At 43.6% G+C, this 21399-nt stretch carries 19 protein-coding genes; 6 read left to right on the top strand and 13 right to left on the bottom strand.

Annotated features, from left to right (window positions below):
• Positions 1-27: 27 nt before the first annotated feature.
• Positions 28-252, bottom strand: coding sequence for a DNA-directed RNA polymerase subunit omega (rpoZ, locus tag MSP8886_RS00480; protein WP_067011618.1), 225 nt, complete (start codon positions 250-252; stop codon positions 28-30).
• Positions 253-310: 58 nt separating this feature from the next.
• Positions 311-934, bottom strand: a complete 624-nt coding sequence (gmk, locus tag MSP8886_RS00475) for a guanylate kinase (protein ID WP_067011615.1) — start codon at positions 932-934, stop codon at positions 311-313.
• Between the two features lie 393 nt (positions 935-1327).
• Here gmk and MSP8886_RS00470 point away from each other — a divergent pair, with 393 nt between their 5' ends.
• The 3 genes from MSP8886_RS00470 to MSP8886_RS00460 all read left to right on the top strand — a co-directional run bounded on the left by MSP8886_RS00470 (position 1328) and on the right by MSP8886_RS00460 (position 7161).
• Complete coding sequence (locus tag MSP8886_RS00470) at positions 1328-3541, top strand: bifunctional diguanylate cyclase/phosphodiesterase (RefSeq protein WP_067011613.1); 2214 nt, start codon at positions 1328-1330, stop codon at positions 3539-3541.
• On the top strand, positions 3542-5404 hold the full coding sequence (locus tag MSP8886_RS00465; RefSeq protein ID WP_067011610.1) for a sensor histidine kinase: 1863 nt from the start codon (positions 3542-3544) through the stop codon (positions 5402-5404).
• A 125-nt stretch (positions 5405-5529) separates the two neighbouring features.
• Positions 5530-7161 carry a methyl-accepting chemotaxis protein gene (locus MSP8886_RS00460; protein WP_067011608.1) on the top strand — a complete coding sequence of 544 codons (1632 nt, stop codon included), beginning with the start codon at positions 5530-5532 and terminating at the stop codon, positions 7159-7161.
• 292 nt (positions 7162-7453) lie between these two features.
• Here the strand turns inward: MSP8886_RS00460 and MSP8886_RS00455 are convergent, their stop codons facing one another.
• Positions 7454-9307 (bottom strand): LTA synthase family protein, encoded by a 1854-nt coding sequence (locus MSP8886_RS00455; protein WP_217491310.1) that lies wholly within the window; start codon positions 9305-9307, stop codon positions 7454-7456.
• A 227-nt stretch (positions 9308-9534) separates the two neighbouring features.
• On the opposite strand from MSP8886_RS00455, the gene MSP8886_RS00450 reads away from it, so the two are divergent.
• Positions 9535-10395, top strand: coding sequence for an AraC family transcriptional regulator (locus tag MSP8886_RS00450; RefSeq protein WP_245658996.1), 861 nt, complete (start codon positions 9535-9537; stop codon positions 10393-10395).
• Positions 10396-10415: 20 nt separating this feature from the next.
• On the opposite strand, the gene MSP8886_RS00445 is transcribed toward MSP8886_RS00450, so the two are convergent.
• Entirely contained in the window at positions 10416-11618 is a 1203-nt protein-coding gene (locus MSP8886_RS00445; RefSeq protein ID WP_067011606.1) for an MFS transporter, read from the bottom strand.
• 36 nt (positions 11619-11654) lie between these two features.
• Here MSP8886_RS00445 and MSP8886_RS00440 point away from each other — a divergent pair, with 36 nt between their 5' ends.
• Positions 11655-12518, top strand: coding sequence for an AraC family transcriptional regulator (locus MSP8886_RS00440; protein ID WP_245658995.1), 864 nt, complete (start codon positions 11655-11657; stop codon positions 12516-12518).
• Between the two features lie 91 nt (positions 12519-12609).
• On the opposite strand, the gene MSP8886_RS00435 is transcribed toward MSP8886_RS00440, so the two are convergent.
• From MSP8886_RS00435 to upp, 9 genes are all read right to left on the bottom strand, one after another.
• Positions 12610-13734, bottom strand: coding sequence for a methyl-accepting chemotaxis protein (locus tag MSP8886_RS00435; protein WP_067011604.1), 1125 nt, complete (start codon positions 13732-13734; stop codon positions 12610-12612).
• Between the two features lie 436 nt (positions 13735-14170).
• A complete protein-coding gene (locus MSP8886_RS00430; RefSeq protein WP_067012916.1) occupies positions 14171-15316 on the bottom strand; it encodes a lipase family protein in 1146 nt (381 codons plus the stop codon).
• A gap of 18 nt (positions 15317-15334) precedes the next feature.
• On the bottom strand, positions 15335-15871 hold the full coding sequence (locus tag MSP8886_RS00425) for a DUF6795 domain-containing protein (protein WP_067011602.1): 537 nt from the start codon (positions 15869-15871) through the stop codon (positions 15335-15337).
• An 878-nt stretch (positions 15872-16749) separates the two neighbouring features.
• Positions 16750-16968 (bottom strand): hypothetical protein, encoded by a 219-nt coding sequence (locus tag MSP8886_RS22765; protein WP_067011600.1) that lies wholly within the window; start codon positions 16966-16968, stop codon positions 16750-16752.
• Positions 16969-17809: 841 nt separating this feature from the next.
• On the bottom strand, positions 17810-18484 hold the full coding sequence (locus MSP8886_RS00410; protein WP_067011596.1) for an HAD family hydrolase: 675 nt from the start codon (positions 18482-18484) through the stop codon (positions 17810-17812).
• A 53-nt stretch (positions 18485-18537) separates the two neighbouring features.
• Positions 18538-18762, bottom strand: a complete 225-nt coding sequence (pptA, locus tag MSP8886_RS00405) for a tautomerase PptA (RefSeq protein WP_067011594.1) — start codon at positions 18760-18762, stop codon at positions 18538-18540.
• A gap of 13 nt (positions 18763-18775) precedes the next feature.
• Positions 18776-19033 (bottom strand): hypothetical protein, encoded by a 258-nt coding sequence (locus tag MSP8886_RS00400; protein WP_067011593.1) that lies wholly within the window; start codon positions 19031-19033, stop codon positions 18776-18778.
• An 11-nt stretch (positions 19034-19044) separates the two neighbouring features.
• Positions 19045-19953, bottom strand: a complete 909-nt coding sequence (locus MSP8886_RS00395) for an EamA family transporter (protein ID WP_067011591.1) — start codon at positions 19951-19953, stop codon at positions 19045-19047.
• Complete coding sequence (gene upp, locus MSP8886_RS00390) at positions 19946-20611, bottom strand: uracil phosphoribosyltransferase (protein ID WP_067011589.1); 666 nt, start codon at positions 20609-20611, stop codon at positions 19946-19948. The genes MSP8886_RS00395 and upp overlap by 8 nt, the downstream gene beginning before the upstream one ends.
• 157 nt (positions 20612-20768) lie before the next feature.
• Between upp and MSP8886_RS00385 the strand changes: the two genes are divergently transcribed.
• Complete coding sequence (locus MSP8886_RS00385) at positions 20769-21254, top strand: MarR family winged helix-turn-helix transcriptional regulator (protein ID WP_067011587.1); 486 nt, start codon at positions 20769-20771, stop codon at positions 21252-21254.
• Positions 21255-21399: the final 145 nt, after the last annotated feature.

The following is a 21399-nucleotide window of genomic DNA, read 5'->3' as shown; positions in this document are numbered from 1 at the left end:
GCAGTGGTATGAGCGACACCATAAATTCTAGAACTCGTGGATAGGTTGCTTTTGACTATCAACGTTATGCGCGTTGATCAAATCTTCTGCTATCTCACGTAGTGCAACAACGGTCATTTTGTCGTCTTCAATGGCGACTTTCGCTTCTTCACCACCAGTGGCAAGCTGACGTGCACGCTTGGATGCCACCATCACTAATTCAAAACGATTATCAACGTTCTCTAAACAATCTTCTACGGTAACTCGAGCCATATTGACCTCTAATGTGCGGTTATCTAGTTATATACATGTCATTCTACTTAAGGGCTTCTTATAATGACAAGAGGTCATTAATGAGATTGCCATTTTTTTGTTCGATTAGTCGGGTTTTAGCGCGCATTGCCACAAAAATAGCCTGCATGGTTGCTAAAGCACTATCGAAATCATCATTAACGATGACAAAGTCGTACTCTTGATAGTGAGACATTTCATTGACCGCTTTGCTCATGCGGCGTGAAATGACCTCTTCTGAATCAGTTCCTCGTCCTTTTAGCCTTTCTTCCAGTGCGTTTAAAGACGGCGGTAATATAAACAAGCCTATGGCATTTGGATACAAATTGCGAACTTGTCGTGCACCTTGCCAATCAATTTCCAAGATGACATCCAAGCCTTGTTTTAGCATATCAAAAATAGCGTGTTTTGATGTGCCATAAAAATTATCAAAGACTTGAGCGTGTTCAAAAAATACATCCTGATCAATCATGGCGTTAAATTCTTCTACACTGGTAAAGTAATATTCGCGGCCATGCTCTTCTCCTGTACGAGGTGCTCGGGTTGTATGTGAAACCGAAATACGCACCTTATCGTCTGCCTTTAATAAGGCTTTGTATAAAGAGGATTTTCCGGCCCCAGAGGGAGCTGACAAGATAAATAAATTTCCAGTATGTTGTTCCATAGGAGGTAATAGAAACTCTTTTTTTCGTTTTAAATGGGTTAAGGAATTAATTGGCTAAGGAAAGTTCGAATAGGCTGTTTGTTAAAAGACCAGAGTGTTTACAGGAATGTCTGTCATTAGGACTCTGCTAGAGCCATACCACGTCTCATAACTCGTCCCTACCTAATTCGAAGTACTATACCATAGAAGCTTCTTCGCAAGATCATTGTGTAAGATTTATCCATAATTTTTTTGTTATCACAGCACTTATTAGAAAGGTATTTTGCCTTTTTAATAAGCGTTAGAGTGGGATTTTTGTTTAAAAATTGAGCACTCTACGTTGGATAATCATCATTTGCCGTCTATGCTTTTTCTAATGCCACTATTTTTTGTGTCTTGAACAAGGACTGTTTAATGAGTGCCTTACATGATGAACTCACCTCTACTTTCAGTGAAACATTGCCTTATTACAAGGTGTTATCCGTAGAGGACGACTTGGATTATCAAGCAACGTTGCTGACTCCTATGTCATCATTAAAGTTCAATGGTAAGGAAATTCAGCTACTGACTGCCAACTCGGCAAGCAGTGCTGCGAAATTGTTATCAATGCACCCAGATATTAGTGTGATTCTTCTGGATGTGGTGATGGAAACAGACACTGCGGGTTTGTGTTTGGTGAACACCATTCGTCAAGAACTGGGGAATCATTTAGTCAGAGTCGTGTTGCTAACGGGCCAACCCGGCATGGCTCCCGTTAAAGATATCATGGATGAGTATGATATTGATGACTGTTGGAGTAAATCTGAACTTACTCATGATCACCTACAGACCATTATATTAAGTAATTTACGCACTTGGCACCATCTTAATACCATGAGTGAAGCACACCAAGGGCTGCAGTTTTTGGTGGAATCGACGCAGCGCTTAGCCAAACGACAGGATATGATTCCCTACATTCAGTCTGTACTCAAAGAAATTACCCAGTTATTTCCCTGCTATCAAGGCTGTGCCGTGGGAGGCTCTAACGAGAAGAATAACGATCCCCTTCATCTTGCTCTAGTGATTGCTGCCTGTGGTGAATTTGAACGCTTTCTGCACCAGCCTTTAAGTCATATTTCGCAAAATGAGCAATTATTGGTGGGCATGAAGCAGGCATTTGAGACCCACTCTCATGTGTTTCTTGGGGATAAGTGCGTGTTGTATTTCGCCAATGAAGAGCTGGGAGATGATGAATACATAGTCATTGTCACTTTGTCTCGTCAGCTTGCGGCCAATGAGGCCAGATTACTAAAAGTGATGAGCGAAAACATCGGTGTTGGTTTTCGTAATGTTGCACTACATGGAAAACTGAGTGAGTTAGCTTACTTTGATGCCTCCTCCGGTATGCACAACAAAAACTGGCTGACACGAGAGCTGAGTGGGATGTCTGAAGCTGATAGACAGAGTTCGCAGCTTGTGATGTTGCAAGTAGAAGACTTCGCCCATAAGCAAACCGTATTTGGTTTAGCGTTTGGTCATCAGCTCATGCGGATGCTGTATCTACACCTGCTTGAGCACTTTACTAATGGAGTGGATATTGCGCTTACTGAACGCGATACTTTAGCCATTCTGATCCGGCGTCAGCATATGTTTGATGAAGTGTCTTTGACCCCAGTAGTACATGCCTGTTTCAACTTTAAAAACAGCCTTCATTCTGTCGATATGATCGCAGGGCTGGTGAAAATATCAGAGTTTCCCCATTTTACCCCAGAGCAACTGATTAATGCGGGAGAATGTGCTTTAGAGCACGCACGACAAAATGGCCGTCATTTTTTAGTCTTCAACGAAAAGCTGGCGTCATCCATGGTCAAGCGTTATGGCCTGTTAAATGACCTACGACAAGCTATTCTTGATAACGAGATCAGTGTTTTTCTGCAACCTAAAGTCTCCTTGCAAGATGGACAGTTAGTCGGTTTTGAAGCATTGGCCCGCTGGAAACATAAAGATGGGCACTTTGTTCCGCCAGATCAGTTTATTCCCCTAGCAGAAAGCTGTGGTCTGATTGGCAAGCTGGATCATTGGGTGATGCAGTTGTCTTGCCGAGCGGTGTTGTTTTTAGAAAAAAATGCCATTCATTTGCCTATATCTGTCAATGTAGCAGGAAGTGAATTGTTAAGAACGGATTATTTTGATCAGCTGATTGCGCTGTTAAAGCAAGAAAAAGTGCCGCCAAACTTAATTGAATTAGAGATTACTGAGACCCAGCTTATTCAAGAAAAAATATCGTTATTTCCTCGTTTGGAGTCCCTGAAAAGCTGTGGTATTCGCATTAATGTGGATGACTTTGGCACTGGCTATTCCTCTCTAGCCTATCTGTCTTCCTTACCCGTTTCCACATTGAAAGTGGATCACAGCTTTGTTTGGAATATGGATTACTCCGAGAAAGACTACAAAATACTTAAAATGATCGTCGAATTGGGCAGTTCTCTAGAGCTTAACGTCATCGCCGAAGGGATTGAAACCCAAGAGCAGTGCCAGAAGTTAAAAGCATTAGGTTGTCATGAAGGACAAGGGTATTTGTTTTGTGCGCCTATGCCTGTCTCACAAGTGGTGAGTTGGACAAAAAACTATACGGCATCACAACAGTAAATGAGGTGGCAAACGAAAAAAAAGCATTATTTGCTAAGCAGTTGGGCTTTTATCCTATTCATTATTATCGTAATTGCATGGCGTAACTATGAACTATTAAAGGCTCAATATATTAGCCAGATTCGTCTGGACGAGACAGAAATTTTGTCTCGGGGCAGTAGTCTGTTCCATCGTGAATTAGGGCATATAAAAAATGTTACCTTGTTTCTACGCAGCAATATAGAAGGCAACTTGTCATCGATTGATCCAAGTAATACGCCGCTCTGGCGTCAGTCGGTGATCGATACTTTTTCTCAGTTTGCGAGTATTTCTCCTCTGGTTTCCCAGGTGCGCTGGCTGAGTCTGGATGGACAGGAGCGTATCCGAGTGAACCGGATGAATGAAGGGGGTACGGTAGTAAAAGAAGAGCACCTACAGAGTAAAGCGAATCGGTACTATTTCCGACAGGCCAAGAGGGCGACAGGAAACCGTGTTTATATTTCGCCCATCGATCTTAATATGGAAAATGGCGAGATTGTCACACCCATTGAGCCAACCGTTAGGGCCGTGATTATGCTGCAACCGCAATATAATGGGATGTTGGTGGTGAATTACCACTTACGCAGTTTATTTGAAAGCTTGCGAGCATTGGCCAATAACCGTGTCTTTTTGGATGTGGTGAGCCCAACGGGTGAGTGGCTAATTAGCCAAGATAAGGAACTTGAATGGGCTCAGACGCTGAGTTCGTTGTCATCAGAAAAAAGCCTGTCATCCAGATACCCTGAAGCCTGGAAGACCTTGTTGATGGACGATTTTTTTGCCAGTTTCATCTATGCAGAACAGGTTTGGAGTGGCATGAAGGTTCTAATAGACGGGGGAACATTGTCACAGAGCCAAGAGTCCAGCTACTTGTATTTCATCGCCCGTTCTTGGCCACAAAACTTGTTGGCAACGCGTTATTCTCTGCTCGCCTATACTGTTGTGATTAGTCTTTTATTCTTTGTGCTTTTTGCGGGTCTAGCATGGTGGCAAATAGAAGCCTATTACAAACGCCAAGCACTGCTTTTGGACTTGGAAAGTGAAAAAGTCCATTTGAAAAATACCAACAAAGAGCTTAACACAGCCAATCAACGTTTGGTTCTATTACAAGATGAGTTGGTCGAGAACAGTCGGCTTGCCTCTTTAGGCATGATGGTGGCGGGTTTAGCTCATGAAATGAATACACCATTAGGTGGCACCAAGATGGCATTGTCTTCTTTACAAGCCTTGCTGATGCGAGACGAAGCCGATTTCGATAAGTCAAACTACCGTTCGATGATTCATTCACTGCATCTCGCTGAAAAGAATCTGATACGAGCCATTGAGCTTGTCTCGAGTTTTAAACGCTTAACATCAAACCAAGCGGCACAAGACAGTGTTTCGTTTCAACTGTATCAAGTATTAAACGACTTTATGTCGACCTGTCGTCCGCGTCTAAAGCAATACCCTAATATAAAAGTTGAGGTGGACTGCCCTCAGGATATTCGTCTGCAAAGTCATCCAGGAATAGTAACACAAGTGATACAAAACTTAATCGATAATGCGTTAAGTCATGGGTTTGATGAAGGCATGACTGGCATGATTCTTATCAAGGCGCGTTGTCATTCAGAGCATCTTACTTTGATTGTGCAAGATGATGGCAAAGGGATTGCCCCAGAAATGAAGGACACGCTTTTTAATCCTTTTGCGACCACCGGGCGTTCGCGTATGCACACTGGACTGGGGTTGTATTTGGTGCATCAATGGGTTTATAGCTTATTGAAAGGGCGTATTGAGGTCTCCTCAGAGCAGGGCCAAGGAACCTGCTTTACGCTTACTTTTGCATTGAATGGGGATGAGGCCTAGACGCTTGTTTCAATTTGTACGCATGATATAAAAAAACTATAAATACAATTTTTATAATTCCATTTCATAATCTATAATTTTGTTGATAATCGTTCCCACTATAAACATCGCGAGGGGAAGCGATTATGTTATCAAGAATATCTATTGCCAGAGCCATGCAATGGGGCTTTGGTGTTGCCATTACCATGGTGTTTGCCTTGGGCATTTACCTTATTGTCGTGATCAGTTCAGTTCGCGATCAATTTAACTCTCTGGTTACACATAACTTACAAGTACAATCCGTTCTCTCGGATTTGCGCTTTTATACCGTCACCTACCGGCGTTTTGCCTTGGATTATGGGCTAACAACCAGCGCCAGTGCACATAAAGACATTCAAAAAACCATCGATGAAAACGACAATAAGGTTGCCGCATCGCTGAATCGTTTCAGCATGGTAGCGGACACACCTGAAATGAAAGCCTTTATGGAAACGGTGAAATCCCGCATTAATGCGTACCGAGGGATGCAAAATAACTACCTTGCTTTAATTGACCAAGGGAAAATAGATAAAGCTCGGGTGGAAATGTTAGGGCCTATGCTCGACCCGTTTAATACCATTGTAGACTCTCTCAGTGATCTGCAAAAACAGTTATTAACGCAGGGTCTTAAAATGAAAGAAGATGAGTCCCACTCCATGGGGCAGGCCATCTTTATTGAAGCCATGGTCGGAATCATCGTGCTGTTGTTTCTGATGGTGTTTGGTATCTTGCTGACTCGTAAAGTGAACAAGCCTTTGGGTGTGTTGATTGAGCAAATGAAGACAGTTGAAAGCGGTGACTTGCGCACTCGTCTGAACTTAACACAATTTGCTGACGATGAATTAGGCCGTGCTGCCCATTCATTTGACCAAATGCAGCAAGGTATTCATAGGCTTGCTGAAGGTGTACAACAGAATGCCCAGACCGTCCAGTATGCCAGCCAAACCATGCTGGAGAAGATGGCCAGCACAACAATACGTCTGGATCAGCAAAAAAGTGAAATCAGTTCCGTCGCATCGGCTATGTCTCAGTTACAGACTAGCTTTGCTGACGTTGCTCAGCACACCGTAACTGCTGCGCAAAGTGCTGCTGATGTGAAAGACCATGCCACGAATAGCCAAGAGGTTATTCAAGCGTCTCTGAACCAAACCGAATCCCTGTCTAATGCCATTTCGCAAGCGTCTGAAGTCACCCAAGCGTTGAAAAAAGACAGCGCAGGAATTGAAATGATTTCTCAAGTCATTCGTAACATCACGGATCAAACCAACTTGCTGGCACTGAATGCCGCCATCGAAGCCGCCAGAGCTGGTGATGCTGGACGAGGTTTTGCCGTTGTGGCAAACGAAATTCGTTCTTTGGCGCAAAAAACGCAAGATTCTATTGATGAGATCAACAAGACCATTGAAGTGATTGAAGACCATGCGGAGCAAGCCGTAAGCGCAATGGAAGTCAGCCAAACTCAAATGCACTCAGGGCTAGAAAAAGCCCGTAGTAGTCAAGAAAGCATTGGTCATGTAATGGCCTCTTCGACAACCATTGATGGAATGAGCCAGATGATCGCAGCGGCTACCGAGCAGCAATTGGATGTCGCTAAAGAGCTAACACATAGTATTAATGAAATCTATCAAGTGTCTCAGGATCTTCATCGAAGCCTACACGATTCCGAGCAGCTTGGTGAAGATCTAAAAGAAGCCAGCGTGAGCTTGAGTGAAGTGTCTTCACGCTTTCAATTAAGGTAACTGCTTACTGTATTTGATAATATTCTGTGTTTGAAGAATGCAGGGCTTACCACTTTTTGCTTTTCCCTGTTATATAAAACCCCCAGCGATTTATATGTCGTTGGGGGGGGTTAAATGTCTTCTTCGGACCATTCTCTAGTGCTTGGCCGGACCGTTGTTATTTATCCGTAAACCCACGAACCTGCGAGTTTAATTGCCAGCGTAACAATTCAGGCAAGGCCTTTTGGCGCTCCTGCTGTTGCTCGCTAGGCACCGTACTCTTGGTTTTAGTACGTAGTCCTGTGGCGGTTGCTCAAGGATAAAAAGCAGGGTTACCACTCATTGGGTAGGCACCATTTTTATCGATCCATAAGGTGACGTTGTAGCCAAACGCACGGCTTGGATCGTCCACTGGTGCCAGCATATTACGACCGGCAATGGCTTGATAAGGCGTATCCGATAAACTGAGATTGTACAGTGTTGGGAAAATGTCTTTATGAGACCCCACCCGATTTGGATCATAGGTCCACTTTGTATGGGCAAGAATCGGCTTGGGGACATGCAGATAGAATGGCACCGCACGATCAAGCACTTGCTCTTGTGGGTAGAAGGCATTCAGACGTCGCATCTGGTGATCTCCCGTGCTGGCGATAATGGTATGGTCACCCGCTGGCGATGCTTCTACTGAGCTGACAAACTGACCAAAGGCATCCGCTGCAAATTGGTAGGTTTCCAGTATGTTTTTTTGCGATGCCTTGGTATCCGCCGAGTGTTTTAGCACTTCAGGAGTGAGGGCATAGGGCGCTGGATGATAGCGTTTCGGTGTCTCATAAGGGGGATGGTTGGTAATGGTCAAAATGGTAATAAACAACGGTTTTTTGCTTTCGCTGAGTAATTTTTCTGCCAAACGGAAGGCATAGTCATCCGGCACTCCCCAAGCTCCCAATTCTGAGGCTGATTGTGGGTACATTTCCATAAGCGTGTTTTGATCATACACCTCATCGACGCCTTGTCTTGGTAAGTAGTTCACCAAATTACGCCACGCCATGTTGCCAGGGGAAATAAAAATGGTTTTATAGCCAGCTTTTTTGTACACATCGAATGGTACGCCGTTTAGCTTCACTTTTTGTTCCGAACTGTGGCTGATATTTTCAAATGGGCTGTGGAACAACATGGCAGCCAAAGAGGGAGCTGTGCCATTGTCTTCGGATAAAAAGCGTTTAAAAACAAAATCTTCTTTAAAATGTGGACGCAGATGGCCGAGTAAATCGTTCACTCCTGGCTTATCAAAGTCCAGCATGTTACTACCGAAGCTTTCCATCACCGTCATCACCACATTGGGCTTATGTTGCGCTAGCCAAGGGTTAACAGGGGTACGTGCGTTCAGGCCGCTAATACCTAATTGTGCCTCTAACGCTTTGCCTCGTTCATGGCTGACAGGCGCGAAGGATTCGTCGGCCTTTTTATCATTAATGGCCCAATCCAGTGCCATAAAACCATTTGGCGACAATTTATTCAGAATCAGTAACTGGGACACCTGAGCATTACCACGGCGTAAAGGGAAGGTGCCAACACTACCACGGGCCGCAATGGCAAGCACGATGGTGGCAATGAGCAGGTAAATAATAAAAAACCCCGTGTGCCAATGTTGTCGTGCTTTATCCCGAAGGGTGTGTTTGGCAAGACGGAAAGAGATAAAAGCTAATAGCAAACCGCACAGCACGGCACGAATAACAGGGTAGTCTTGCCAAATGCTTAGTAAGACGTTTTGTGTATCATCATCGGCGATACCGAAAGCGAAAATATCAAAATGATTATGGTAGGTCTGGTAATAGTAAAAGTTACTGATGGTGACCATCACCACAAGAAACATAATGATCCCCATTAAATAGGGACTGATCGTTTTCAGCACACGCCACGTGAATCGATTCGCACAGAAGAGGAAACCAACCAACAAGAAAGGCGACATGAACAAACCGCCAATGCGCAAATCGTAGCGCACCCCAATGGACCACATACGGGTAACGTCTTCACTGTGTTTTGCCAACTCAGCAGGAACGGCAAAATAGTGAAGCATAAAATAACGTCCTACCATTAATACCAACGCGATAAAAATGACTTGGATCGCTAGCGTGACCAATAATGGTCGCATTCGACTCTGATACATTGTGGTGACTATCCTAAAATACACAAATAAGCGCTGATTATAGCACTCAATAAATGGACAGTGCCGAGATAAAAATCCGCTAATGGTAGCTAAAATCTTGCTTCTTACATATTTAAGGTGAAAATTACGAAAAAGGAGCGATAGTATTTTGATTGTGTATGTCGAATCAAAATACGGCATACTTTTCACCATAATAGTAGGCAAAGTTCAATCGAAGGAGTGAGGGAGTGGATGCGAAGACGCGTTATGAAAAGCGTATGCAGACGGTTTGTCAGTATATTTATCAGCACCTTGATGAGGAATTAACGGTTGAGATATTAAGCGAGGTCGCGCATTTTTCCAAACATCACTTCCATCGACAATTCTCCGAATACATGGGCATCAATGTATTTAAATTCATCCAGCAATTGCGTTTGAAACGGGCCTCCTATGAGTTGGTATTTCGCCCTGAAAAGCGCATTGTGGACATTGCCATGGACGCGCAATTTGATCATCCCGAATCCTTTTCCAGAGCCTTCAAAAAAACCTTTGGCCAGTCGCCGAGAGCGTTTCGCCAAGAACCGAATTGGCTCAACTGGCGGCAAGAATGTCCAGTGACTGACAATCAGATGGAGCAATCCACGCAGGTGAATATCGTCGAATTTACCGAAACCCCCGTAGCGGCATACGAGCACCGTGGGCCGTTCGGCCAGATAGTGGCCTCATCTTCTGCCTTTCAAGCCAGTTTGAAACACATTGGCATCACCCCGTTATTAAAAGGTCGTTCGTTTGGCCTAGTGTACAACGACCCAAAAGAAGTGGCCCCGGAAGATTTTCGTTATGACCTTGCCGTTAAAGTAACGCAACCGATTATTGAGAACGACGAAGGCATCGTCAGAAAAGTTCTTCCGGGTGGGCGCTGCGCGGTATTGCGCCACTTAGGCTCGCGGGACAACCTTGATGACAGTGTTCGAACCCTTTATGGGGCGTGGTTGCCAAACAGTGGTGAAGAGCTTCGCGATGCCCCTTGTTTTTTCGCCTTCTTGAACTCCTTAGCGGATGTTGCCGAACACGAACTGATCACTGATATTTACCTACCGCTAATATAGACGTGGCTAATACTGCTAATCTAGCCATTGTGTTTGGGGCTTGCCATCCAGCCTAATCCCATCCAAATCAAGCCAATCATCAGCATGACGTAGAGAGGCGCGATCCAAGCTTGCTGCCAGTCGTAAAGCGCGCCAATCAGCACAGGGCCAATGGCCGCCAGTGTATAGCCAATTAACTGAGCCATACCAGATAGCGCAGCGGCTTGTTTGGGACTGTGGGTTCTTAAACTGACAAACGACAAGCCTAGAATAAAGCCCATACTGATACCAAACCCGAAAGACACCGACCACAGGCCAGACCAGTTGGGCGCGAACAACAAGCCGGCCAGACTTAAGGTCGTTAGCCCCGTGGCCAATAAGCATAATCGTCTATGGCTTCCTAAACGATGGATAAATGGCGCCAAAATCAGCGATGGCATGGCCCCTGCCAGCTGCAAGTAGCCTTGATACAAACCAGCGGTTGAATCGGTATAACCATGGCTCATTAAAATAGTCGGTACCCATGCCACAACCACGTAATTCAACAACGAGTTGACCGCTAAAAAGCTGGCCACTTGCCAGGCTGTAACTGAGCGCCACACGGATGTTGCGCTGTCCATTGGGTTGGTTTGTGGGGCTTGATGCAAAGGAATTTTACCGCTAAACCAAACGATTAAAGGCAATAGAATCAACAAGCTTTGGCAGGCCAGCGCAAACGACCAGCCGCTCATCGGCAAGTGAAAAGAGGACTGTTCCGCATACAGACTTAATGGCACCGCAAGACTCGACATTAAAAAGCCGCCAATGCTCATCATCAACACGTAGATCGCCGTCAGTTGAACCACGTAATTAGGAAATTCGCGTTTTAGCAAACTCGGTAACAACACATTGCCGATGGCAATTCCTGCACCAATAAATAGGGCGCCGATATACAAAGTACTGATCGACCCAAAGGTACGAATGATCATGCCAATGGCAATCAAACCAACACCTGATGCCAAAATGCGCTCAATGCGAAAATGACGGGTCAACCAAGACGCCACTGGTGCAAAAAAGCCAAACGCTAACAATGGCAAGCTGGTGAGCAAACCAGACTGGGAGCTACTTAAATGCAGATCGGCACTGATTTTGTCTAACAAAGGTGGTAACCCCGTCACCGGTCCGCGCAGGTTTAATGCCACCAAAAAAATAAATAACAGTAAAAAGGCCGCATCGTGCTGGGCTAGGCGTTGTAATCGTTTCATGTGTCTATTCAAAAGCAGAGAGGGAAAGATTGTTGATTGGCTATTATATGGGTTACTCTGCTTGCAGAATTGAGACGTTTGGACAATAAATTGCGAAATACAGACAAAACCATTTTTGAATCCTTCACCGATTTGAGCTTTGCCGATCACTATCCTCATCGTGTTTTGGTATTGCGCTCCCAATCTGTGCCCCATCGCGAAGAAACCCCTTGGCACCAGCACCAAAAAGCGCAGCTAGTCCTACCTTTAACGGGGGTTGTCACCAGCTTTATAGAAGACAAAATGTGGCTCGTACCGCCCCGCTGTGCGGTCTGGATTCCCAGCAATGTGATGCATCGTAATCAGATTTCCCCCCATGCTGACGTCTGTATGCTCTATGTCGATAGCACCGATTTAGCCTTACCTGGGGTCGCCTGCACCCTGACGGTGACGCCTCTGGTTCGTGAGCTGATATTGCACCTGTATAGACAACAAGATGATGATAAAACGAATCCCGCCACCGACCGACTGATCGACGTCTTACTCGATCAACTGATCCAACTAGAGCGAGAAGAATTTGATTTTCCCATCCCCGACGAACCGATCCTTAACCGACTCGCCCTAGAGCTTATTGCCAGACCCAGTGAAAAACGCACCCTAGGCGAATGGGCCAGTGACTTTGCCATGAGCGAACGCACCTTAGCGCGCATGATCAAACGCCACGTACAACTCACCTTCGGCCAATGGCGCAGCCAACTCCATATTGTCCTCGCCTTACAAAAACTCGCTACCAACATGCCCATCCAAACCCTTTCCGAAGAACTTGGCTACGACTCCGTCAGCGCCTTCATTACCTTCTTTAAAAAAGCACTGGGCAAATCACCAAGACAATATCGGATAGATCGGTGGGGGAGGGAATGACCTTGTGTCAGTGCGTCATTCCCTCATTTAAGGGAAAAAGTCTGTCACGAAACAACTGGGCTTGCTCGCTTTTGGGACACCGTTTTAAAGGTTAATGCCTTTCAACTTTTTGAAACAAGTATTGGGTCACTGCGTCTAAGTCTTTGAGAATATTGTTAATATTTGAGTCCATGGTATGGATTTTATCTAAGTAGACTTGGTGATTCGTATCGTTTACTTGCTGCTGAAAGGCGCCTTCAAACAGGGATTGGCCCTGCTGAAAGAGCGCCATTAGGTCGTGTTCTGTTTGTTTGAAGTGGTGGTTGTTTCGGAAGTCGTACTCATTATCCTCGCCGTCGAAATACCACTGGCCGAACTGGCTCGTACGGGGATCGAATTCGTCCGGGGAGGGCGTTTGATCGTTGAGGTACATTGCCAACCATCGGTGCTGTAGTTGTAGCATTTCTAATAGGCCGGATGAGAGATGGCCGTAGGCCATGGCTTTGTAGGCAGAATGGATAATGTTGCTGGTTTGCTCGGTAGACTGCTCAAAAGAGCGCGCCACGTTAGAAGAGGTGTTGTGCAGCATTTCGGTACGTTTGCTTAAGTCGTCGATACTTTCTTCTACTTCTTCGGTGCTGACTTGAATGCGTTGTACCAGCTCACTAATTTCTTCGCTGGATTCTCTGGAACGTTTGGCTAACTCCCTGACCTCGTCGGCAACGACGGCAAAGCCTCGTCCGGATTCACCGGCGCGAGCCGCTTCAATGGCCGCATTGAGTGCCAATAAATTCGTTTGCTCGGATATTTTATTGATAATGCTGGCAAAGTTATTGATTTCGACAGCCAGTGATTTCAGCTCTTTTACGGATTCTAGGCTATTAGTCGCTTTACTGGAGATCTCAACAATGGAAGCATTCAATCCTGATAACTGAGTACAGCTGTGCTCAAGCTCATCGCTGGTGCCTGCGCACTCACTCATGGGTTCAAAAAGCTCCTCTGAAATCAGCTGAACCCGTTGCCCTAGCATGGTTAATTGATCCGCTGAAGACGTCACTTGTCCCGCTAAAATGTCTTTTGAAATCGATGCATTGGATGGCGAGACTTGTGCTGACAACTCTGCTATCTGTTGATCTTTTTCTCGTAATGCTTGGTTTAACGCCTCATTGCGCTCTTTTAATAACTCAAGCTCATTGTTCATGTCCTGATGTTTCTTGCGGGATGTGTTCCAAAACATGGCGATATCCTTAAGCGAATAGTGTTAAAGCCGAAAAGGCCCATTATGCACATAACGAGGTGGTCTCTTCTGACCCCTCAACTACATGACGGTTATAAAGGGAAAGCGCTTAACAGATTTTTATTTGGTAAAGACGAAAATGCATATTTAAAGCATTACTTTTATTATTTGAGAAAGTCTTTTATTTATGGCGCTATATCATTGCAATATATTTTTAATATTGTCAATTTATACTGGAATATGGCGTGTTTTGGAAGCGTTGTTTGACCGTTTTGCGTACCTTGAACAGTGCAGCACATTAGGCCACTGTGCTAAGAATTGATTTGGTGGGTAGGGGAAATCACTTGGAACAGAGTTCAACAGCGAATCGAAAGGTGTCTCTTCAAGCCATGTAGGTCTTGAGTGTTACCACGATGGCTTGAAGGGACTGGATAGATTAAGCAATTGATTGCAATGCAATTTTAGCTGCTTTAAGTAGTCTAGCGATGGTATTTTCAAATACCCATTTTATAAAAGAATAAGTAAGCTTGGTTGGTATGCCAACAGCGAGCCCTGAGAAGACGATCATATGTGCTAATAATCCTCTGACTTGCTCTTCAAAGCCCACCATGGAAGCGATTTTTACTACTGCCTGTGCCATTAAGTCATATACGGTACCGATGGCGGCGGCCCCGGTTTGTAAGGAGCTCACTAAGGCAGTGAAGCCACCATCATGCAATAGCGTTAGTAGTGCGGCAGTGATTTTATCGGCCCAGTGAGTGGAATAGTAGGCATTTAGACGGTCTTCATAGTTGAGCCTAACACGCTGATAAACCGACATGCCTTTCTGGCTGAAGATATCGCTCCAACTACTATGATCTGCTGTATTAATATATCCAGGGGCCGTTGCCATTGAGTGTGTTGCTGGACTAATGTTCACTGCTCTTAATGCTGTATATTCTTGTCCGCTATTAGGTGTATGTACAAAGGGCCAAACAGGAACTTTAGTAACAGGGTCGGACGCATGCACACAGCGAAATATTTGATCTATACGTCCGCCACTAACTTCTGCAAAGCCTTTTTTGCCAACGCGAGGGCTGCCAAAAGTATATAGGTAAACGGTTTTGTCATAGGTTGCTTTAATCCAATCTGCAACCAGTGTGGCGACTGCACCGCCAAGGCTATGGCCAACACAATGGATGGCCCCATTACCATTTAGAACCTCTGGTTCTTTCATATAACTAGCGATGCCCTCCCTAAGAGAAGCAAAAGTAGATTGAAAGCCTTTATGAACTGGCATGCCAGAGTCACTATTTTTACAATGGCAGGTTATATCGGTGATGGCATCCGCTTTTGTATTGGTTCCTCTAATCGCGATAACATGATCATTATTATATAGTTCACTATGGCCTTTTCCTATTAAGGCAAAACCAGTTTCTTGTCTCCAAAAAAAGCCACCAGAGCTTCCTTTTTTAATATTGTTAATATTGAAGCTAAAGTGTTTTTTTATGATTTCAGGTAATATTAATGTTTTAGGGGATCTTTCTACAGTATAGGAAAGTTGAGCAATTCTTGATGCTATCCGAGGGGTTAGGGTATTCATATTTAATCCTTTAAACATTTATTTCAATTCATTATAATTTTCTACAACTTTACTTTTATAATAAGACTTTATTGATTCATCTTTAAAGTAACAAAGACTAATAATTGGTTGATCAGATCTACCACCATTTTTAGAAAGATCAACTTCATGTTGTATTTCTTTATTCTGAAGGTCTGCCTCTAGGTGAAGCATTAATTTATTTAATTGATCTTCTGAAGGCCAACTTTTTCTTGTGCACCAGAGCCAATAATACTTATCTTCATCGCTTAATTTCTCTGTTTTTTTTTCAATATATATATCTTGAAAAACCATACTATTTTGACCAAAGATATCTCCCGGGGCACGAGATTTAATGATTTTTTCATCAAACTCAAATTCGCCATTATCATTGGTAGTTGAAGAGTCAAATAGAGCATTCTTTTTATCGTAACCAGCGTAGAAAAGCTCGCGTACGACTTCAGCTCCAACGACTGGCTCACCGTTATCTGTAATTCTGCCTTTTACTGGGGGCGACAATTCCACGTCATAACGCTTTAAACCAAAAAAGCTGACCATAGCTTTGCTTCCTTTATTAATCTTTTTAAGATATTGCTAAAGCGTATAGGTATATAAGGAGGGGCTGATTAAGTCACAAAGAGAGCTATCCATCCTTAGATATGAATACATTCTTTTAGCATATAGGGCTAACGCATACTAACAAAAGAGCGAGTCATGGTTCTATCTTGCAATGTGTAAAAATTACTCAATATTCGAATCTGCTCATTGAGCAGCGGCCTAGACCCCAACAAACTCAATAAGTTATCGAAAAGAAGCCGTTCAAAAATGCCTGTTTGCCCACCAATCTGCCCACCACTTGCCTATGGCTTTTACTAAATCTTAGTGGTGCTTCTTGGCTATGACTACGGAAAAACAGTGCCATTTATACGCAGCTGTTAGGTTAAAAAAATAGCGGTTTTAAAAGGCTTTATCGAGCATGATTTCTGACAACATAGCTTGGCCAATTTTTCGCTTGTTCTATGCGATAGGTATTCGTCAGCAGAAGACCGTCTTACTCTGAATGGACACCATAGTATCCAAATACATAGAAGAAAGCTCAGTATGGATACTATGGAATCCACTCATGATAAACCTGTGTGTCGAATAGTAGACCTCGGGACTCTAGTCAACGCTATTTACCATCGCTGTGGTAAATACTGCGTGAAATACAAAGGTATCATGAGATGGGTTTGCTCTAATGCTGATGAGACTTGTGTGCCAGTTAACTTTAAGGTTTTATTTGGTAAGCACGTTTTCAACGTAGGATGCCTGCGATTTTGCTCTTGTACGTTTGCCTCTTTTGACTTTTATAGGGGGGATCGCCTTCATCGGTTGCCAAAACCCCAGCGATAACCTTCAACTAAATCAGCATGAGTCTTAGTGACTTTTTCAACACGTTATAAAATGCTTGGACCTTTAAACCGGTACCAAGCTGAAACGGCTTTCGGCATACCAGCGGTAGAAAAGTAATCTGTTAGTTTATCCATCAATTTAGTGTGTTCTTCCGGTGTGCTTGCTTGACTATCAAACGCTTTGATCAGTGCTTGCTCGACTGATGGGTAAATAAATTCTTGGAAGGTCAGAGGTCGTAAATTATATGGTTCTACTTTGCCCACAGGGAAGGTGTTGAGTATCGCAAGCTTGTGAGACGCTAAAGGAAATGCCGGATCGAATCAATGGTGACCTTCTAGGCCAAGCTGAATAGTGGCAAGAGCTATTAGAGTTCTAGCCTGACTTACTGCAACCCATTCCTGAGCTTGTTCTACCAGAAGAGCGTTCAGAACAAATTACTAGCTTGGAGCAAGAAGAGTTAGTTATTCAAATACGTCACTAATGGGATCTTGGCCTAAACCTTATTCAAGATGTTAGCGATATATTCAGGTTGAACTGTTGATCTATTTGTATCGTAACTCGTAGTTGGACAAAGTTTGTCAGTCACTTTACTAAATTAGTTTTTAATGGATTATTTGAAGTACTGCAAAACCTCTGGTTAAGTAGCCAAATTCATTAGCGTATTCATTTTAGGAAGCTTAACGTGAAAACAAGCCGCAATATAAAACAGCTTGATGCTACATAAACAATACCGTTACGAGTCATAATTACTTTATTCGCTAGAAGACGCAGCTATAGTCGCATTTTTTCTTCGGTGAAGAGTTAGAATTTCATTGACAAATACAATGTATAGGTAAGGCATCAGTACCGTAGATACAAGCACAAAACTAAACTTGTCTTGTATGGGCATTGTCTGCTTACTTCCTTGGTCGAAAATCGTCGACCCTGTAAAAACAAAAAATACGATAGTGTAGATTGTCGCTAGGTAACCTAAAGTCATATAGGTTAGTGTTACAAGAGTATAGACATGTTCCATATTAAACCTCCTTTAAAAATGACTTATTCACCGTAGTTTTTATCATGCTTGGCTATTTGGGCTTAGCCGACTGATAACAAAATTTTGACTCAGCTAAAATGCCGATCGCATATATCGACTACACTGCGAAAGTCCGCTGCCATCCAAGTTGGACCAGCTTTATTAAGTTCCGTTTCAGAATGAATGCCGTAATTCACAGCAATAGCTTTGCATCCGAGATTATTCGCCATAAAGATGTCATGTGTGGTATCCCCGACCATCAACGCTTGTTCTTTTGAGGCTTGGAAGTGATCTAGAATCTTCTGTCCAGATTCAGGTGCTGGTTTTTTCTCTTCAACTTCATCGGCGCAAACAACTACATCAAAAAAACCTGCGATCCCCGCAGCTGCGAGTAATGCGTTTGCACTGCGTGAAAACTTATTGGTGGTAACGGCAAGTTTAAACTGATGATTTTTTAGGTGACTTAACCCATCGAGCACACCAGGAAATAACAGCTGTTTTGCGATAGGAAGTATTACCTCCCGAAACTGACGCTGATATTCAGTTACGCATTCCTCCACAATCGGGGTGTGCTCCGGTTGATTGAGAAGGTGGGAAAACGCTTTTTCTAGCGGTAATCCTATCGTATCGCAGATATCCTTACTCTCCTTTGCTGGCAATTGCTTAGATGCAAAAGTAGCGTTAAATGCGGTAGCAATAGCTTGGGCAGTGTCGAACAATGTACCATCTAGATCGAACATAATGACCGGGGAGCTGTGTTTCATTTATTATTCCTTCCTTAATTCAGGAGCCCCGAGTCCATCGGGGCTCTAGATGACTAGTAGTTCGGTTGCTTGATTAAGTACTGGCGTTTAGCTGCGATCTCTGGTTGATAAACATCAGCCGTCCAGCTCTCTGGCGCAACTTCCTCCATCGAAATTGAAATCACGTCTTCACTGCATTGAAGCGCACTTTGAATAGAAGAAGAGATAACGTCGGATAAGTCTTTTCTCTCCTGCTGAGTCAACTCGGCAGGAAAATGCTTAATAGATATGTGTGGCATGGGGCTCTCCTTGTTACATACCAAATGGGAATTTCTGCATGTCTTTTTGCAGCGTTGCGCGAACCGTACCGAGTGCTTTCGCGTAAGCCTTTAGTGACTTCATGGCGTATTTGGCTCGGCGATCGAATTGCTCATCACTGACAGCTTTATCAGATAAAAGAAGGCTATTGCAATGACGGAAAACCAACCGGGACAGACGCTGTAAATAGGTAGCTGCCTTTAAACTGTATGATTTGCTTCGGTGGCTTCCTGAAATAATACTAAGTTTCATGGTTCAATCTCTTATCGGTGTGAAGATGTCACTGGTGCTTGAGTTAACGTGCTTGGTTGTTTTTCTTGTTTCGGACGAGCCATATATACAGAGACAATAATGGCAACTGAACCAATAATTTGTAGCTGAGTAAACGACTGACCAAGGAAGATATAGCCCAGCAAACAGGCGGAGACTGAACTGAGAAATCCAAGAAACGACGTCGTGACCGGATTTAACTTTTCGATACCACGGAACCAAACAAAGTAACCAAATACCCCACCGATCAGACTTAAATAGGCATAACCAGTAATATTTAGAGCTGTCAGTGTTTGAGGGAAATCCTCATGCCAAAGGGCTATCGGCAACAGCATCAAACCACCCAGCGTCAATTGCCAGCCAGTAAAATCACGTAAAGACATGCCTTTTGGGCGTCCCCAATACTTCGTCAGTAAAATACCCAGCGCCATACTGCATGTGCCAATTAAACCGATTAAAACTCCCCACCAATTCAGTTCGACCGCACTGTTCAGAACTAAGAGGCTAATACCAGTAACACCCACCACGGCAGAGGCGACATGAGTTACGCTGAGTTTGTTTTGAAAGAAAATCACCCCCAATCCCATAACAATGAGCGGTTGAATCGACATAACCAGAGCTGCGAGTCCACCAGGCAAGTAGTACGCAGCTGCAAACAAGCAATAAAAGAACAACCCAATATTAAGCAGCCCAAGCACTGCGATTTTCCCCCACCAAATGCCACTTGGCCGGATCTTGCAAAACAACAATAGAACCAATCCCGCACCAAGTGCCCGAATAACAGAGGCTAATAAAGGCAAGTCAGCAGGCAGCAGCTCTGTTGTGACGATATACGTACTGCCCCATACAATAGGAGCCATTGCTGTCAGAGTCACATTCATCAATGTTTGATATTTATTCATAACTTTGTACCGGGTATGTACCAAAATAACGGTCTCCAAAATCTCCAATGCCAGGTCGCATGAATGCTTCATCATTCATGGTCTCTTCGATAGATGCGGTGATCAGTTGAATGGAAGGATGTACGGTCATTAACCGATCCAGCCCTGCGGGAGACGCCAGAAAATTCACCACAATAATATTTTCGATAGAAACGCCCTGCTCCAGCAGTACATCGATCGCTTTAAGCAACGAACCACCCGTTGCAAGCATAGGTTCAAACAAGAGCACGGTTTTTTGTGTGATATCTGAAGGAAAGTGAGAATAGAAATATTCTGGTAGTTTGGTGACTTTATCTCTTTGAATCAGGATCTTGCCGATAGGTTGTTCTGGAAACATCTGCTTAAACTCACGCTCCATACTTTCGCCTGCACGAATAACGGAGACGCCACAGAGACCTTTTGATAGCACTTTTCCCTGATACACATCACCAATCGGTGTCGTGACCTGCTGCTCTGAATAATCCAGCAATTCTGATGCTTTAATCAGCAACAGACGAATAACCTGGTCACTAAAATGCGTGAATGTATTTAAGTCAGCGTGCTTGTCGCGGATTTTAGTATGTAGATAGGCCAGATAGGAGGTGTGGGGTAAAACATGAACATTTCCTTGAAGACACATAATACTTTTCCTTTTTGTACTTGTTACTGACAAGATTGGTGTTAGAATGCCTGTAACTTTTAAATAAGTATCTTTTGAAAAAGACACATTACAAACGATACCGATGAAAAATCTTTTTTTCAAGTATCTTTTTAAAAAAACATTTTAAGGAGTGAAGATGCATTACGATCATGTAGACCGGTTGTTGGTACAGTGGCAACATCAACGACCAGATCTAGACTGCTCACCGATGGGTGTTATTGGCCGCTTAAGTCGAATGAGTAGAATTGTTGACAAAAAACTAAAAAAAACATTTAAAAACAATAATTTAAGTTCAGTTGAGTTCGATATTCTAGCGACATTGAGACGCTTTAACGAATCGATGACCCCCACCGAACTGTATCAGACACTGATGTTATCCTCAGGCGCAATGAGTACGCGTATTGAGCAGTTAGTGAAACGGGAGTTGATTGAACGCATCGCAAGCCCAGAAGATAGAAGAAGCTGTAGTGTTGTACTAACAAAAGAAGGTAAGGCATTGATAGACAAGGTTCTTGAGGAGCATATTATCAATGAAAAGGCCACCCTTGATCCACTTACTGATGAACAACGTGAGCAATTAGCCAGCCTACTTAGAACCTGGCTGTTGACCAACGAATCTTAATTTCTAAAGCCTGCAGTTTTGCAGGTTTTTTTTGCTCCAACTCAATATTTCAATTTAAAGTATCTCTTTAAAAAGATACTTGACAAAATGTAACATGATGTTATCTTGCTTTTCGAAATACTAATTGCATATAGGGAAATTGACT

This window comes from Marinomonas spartinae, from assembly GCF_900089775.1.
Lineage (GTDB): Bacteria > Pseudomonadota > Gammaproteobacteria > Pseudomonadales > Marinomonadaceae > Marinomonas > Marinomonas spartinae.
This window is presented reverse-complemented; position numbering and strand designations above follow the sequence as displayed.

Excerpts from the sequence above, each read along its gene's own strand:
- MSP8886_RS00470 (WP_067011613.1), top strand. The coding sequence starts at position 1,328 with ATGAGTGCCTTACATGATGAACTCACCTCTACTTTCAGTGAAACATTG.
- MSP8886_RS00410 (WP_067011596.1), bottom strand. The coding sequence starts at position 18,484 with ATGAAACACAGCTCCCCGGTCATTATGTTCGATCTAGATGGTACATTG.
- MSP8886_RS00460 (WP_067011608.1), top strand. The coding sequence starts at position 5,530 with ATGTTATCAAGAATATCTATTGCCAGAGCCATGCAATGGGGCTTTGGT.
- MSP8886_RS00395 (WP_067011591.1), bottom strand. The coding sequence starts at position 19,953 with ATGAATAAATATCAAACATTGATGAATGTGACTCTGACAGCAATGGCT.
- MSP8886_RS00400 (WP_067011593.1), bottom strand. The coding sequence starts at position 19,033 with ATGAAACTTAGTATTATTTCAGGAAGCCACCGAAGCAAATCATACAGT.
- MSP8886_RS00435 (WP_067011604.1), bottom strand. The coding sequence starts at position 13,734 with ATGTTTTGGAACACATCCCGCAAGAAACATCAGGACATGAACAATGAG.
- upp (WP_067011589.1), bottom strand. The coding sequence starts at position 20,611 with ATGTGTCTTCAAGGAAATGTTCATGTTTTACCCCACACCTCCTATCTG.
- MSP8886_RS00425 (WP_067011602.1), bottom strand. The coding sequence starts at position 15,871 with ATGGTCAGCTTTTTTGGTTTAAAGCGTTATGACGTGGAATTGTCGCCC.
- MSP8886_RS00385 (WP_067011587.1), top strand. The coding sequence starts at position 20,769 with ATGCATTACGATCATGTAGACCGGTTGTTGGTACAGTGGCAACATCAA.
- MSP8886_RS00455 (WP_217491310.1), bottom strand. The coding sequence starts at position 9,307 with ATGTATCAGAGTCGAATGCGACCATTATTGGTCACGCTAGCGATCCAA.
- rpoZ (WP_067011618.1), bottom strand. The coding sequence starts at position 252 with ATGGCTCGAGTTACCGTAGAAGATTGTTTAGAGAACGTTGATAATCGT.
- MSP8886_RS00465 (WP_067011610.1), top strand. The coding sequence starts at position 3,542 with ATGAGGTGGCAAACGAAAAAAAAGCATTATTTGCTAAGCAGTTGGGCT.
- MSP8886_RS00430 (WP_067012916.1), bottom strand. The coding sequence starts at position 15,316 with ATGAATACCCTAACCCCTCGGATAGCATCAAGAATTGCTCAACTTTCC.
- pptA (WP_067011594.1), bottom strand. The coding sequence starts at position 18,762 with ATGCCACACATATCTATTAAGCATTTTCCTGCCGAGTTGACTCAGCAG.
- MSP8886_RS00445 (WP_067011606.1), bottom strand. The coding sequence starts at position 11,618 with ATGAAACGATTACAACGCCTAGCCCAGCACGATGCGGCCTTTTTACTG.
- gmk (WP_067011615.1), bottom strand. The coding sequence starts at position 934 with ATGGAACAACATACTGGAAATTTATTTATCTTGTCAGCTCCCTCTGGG.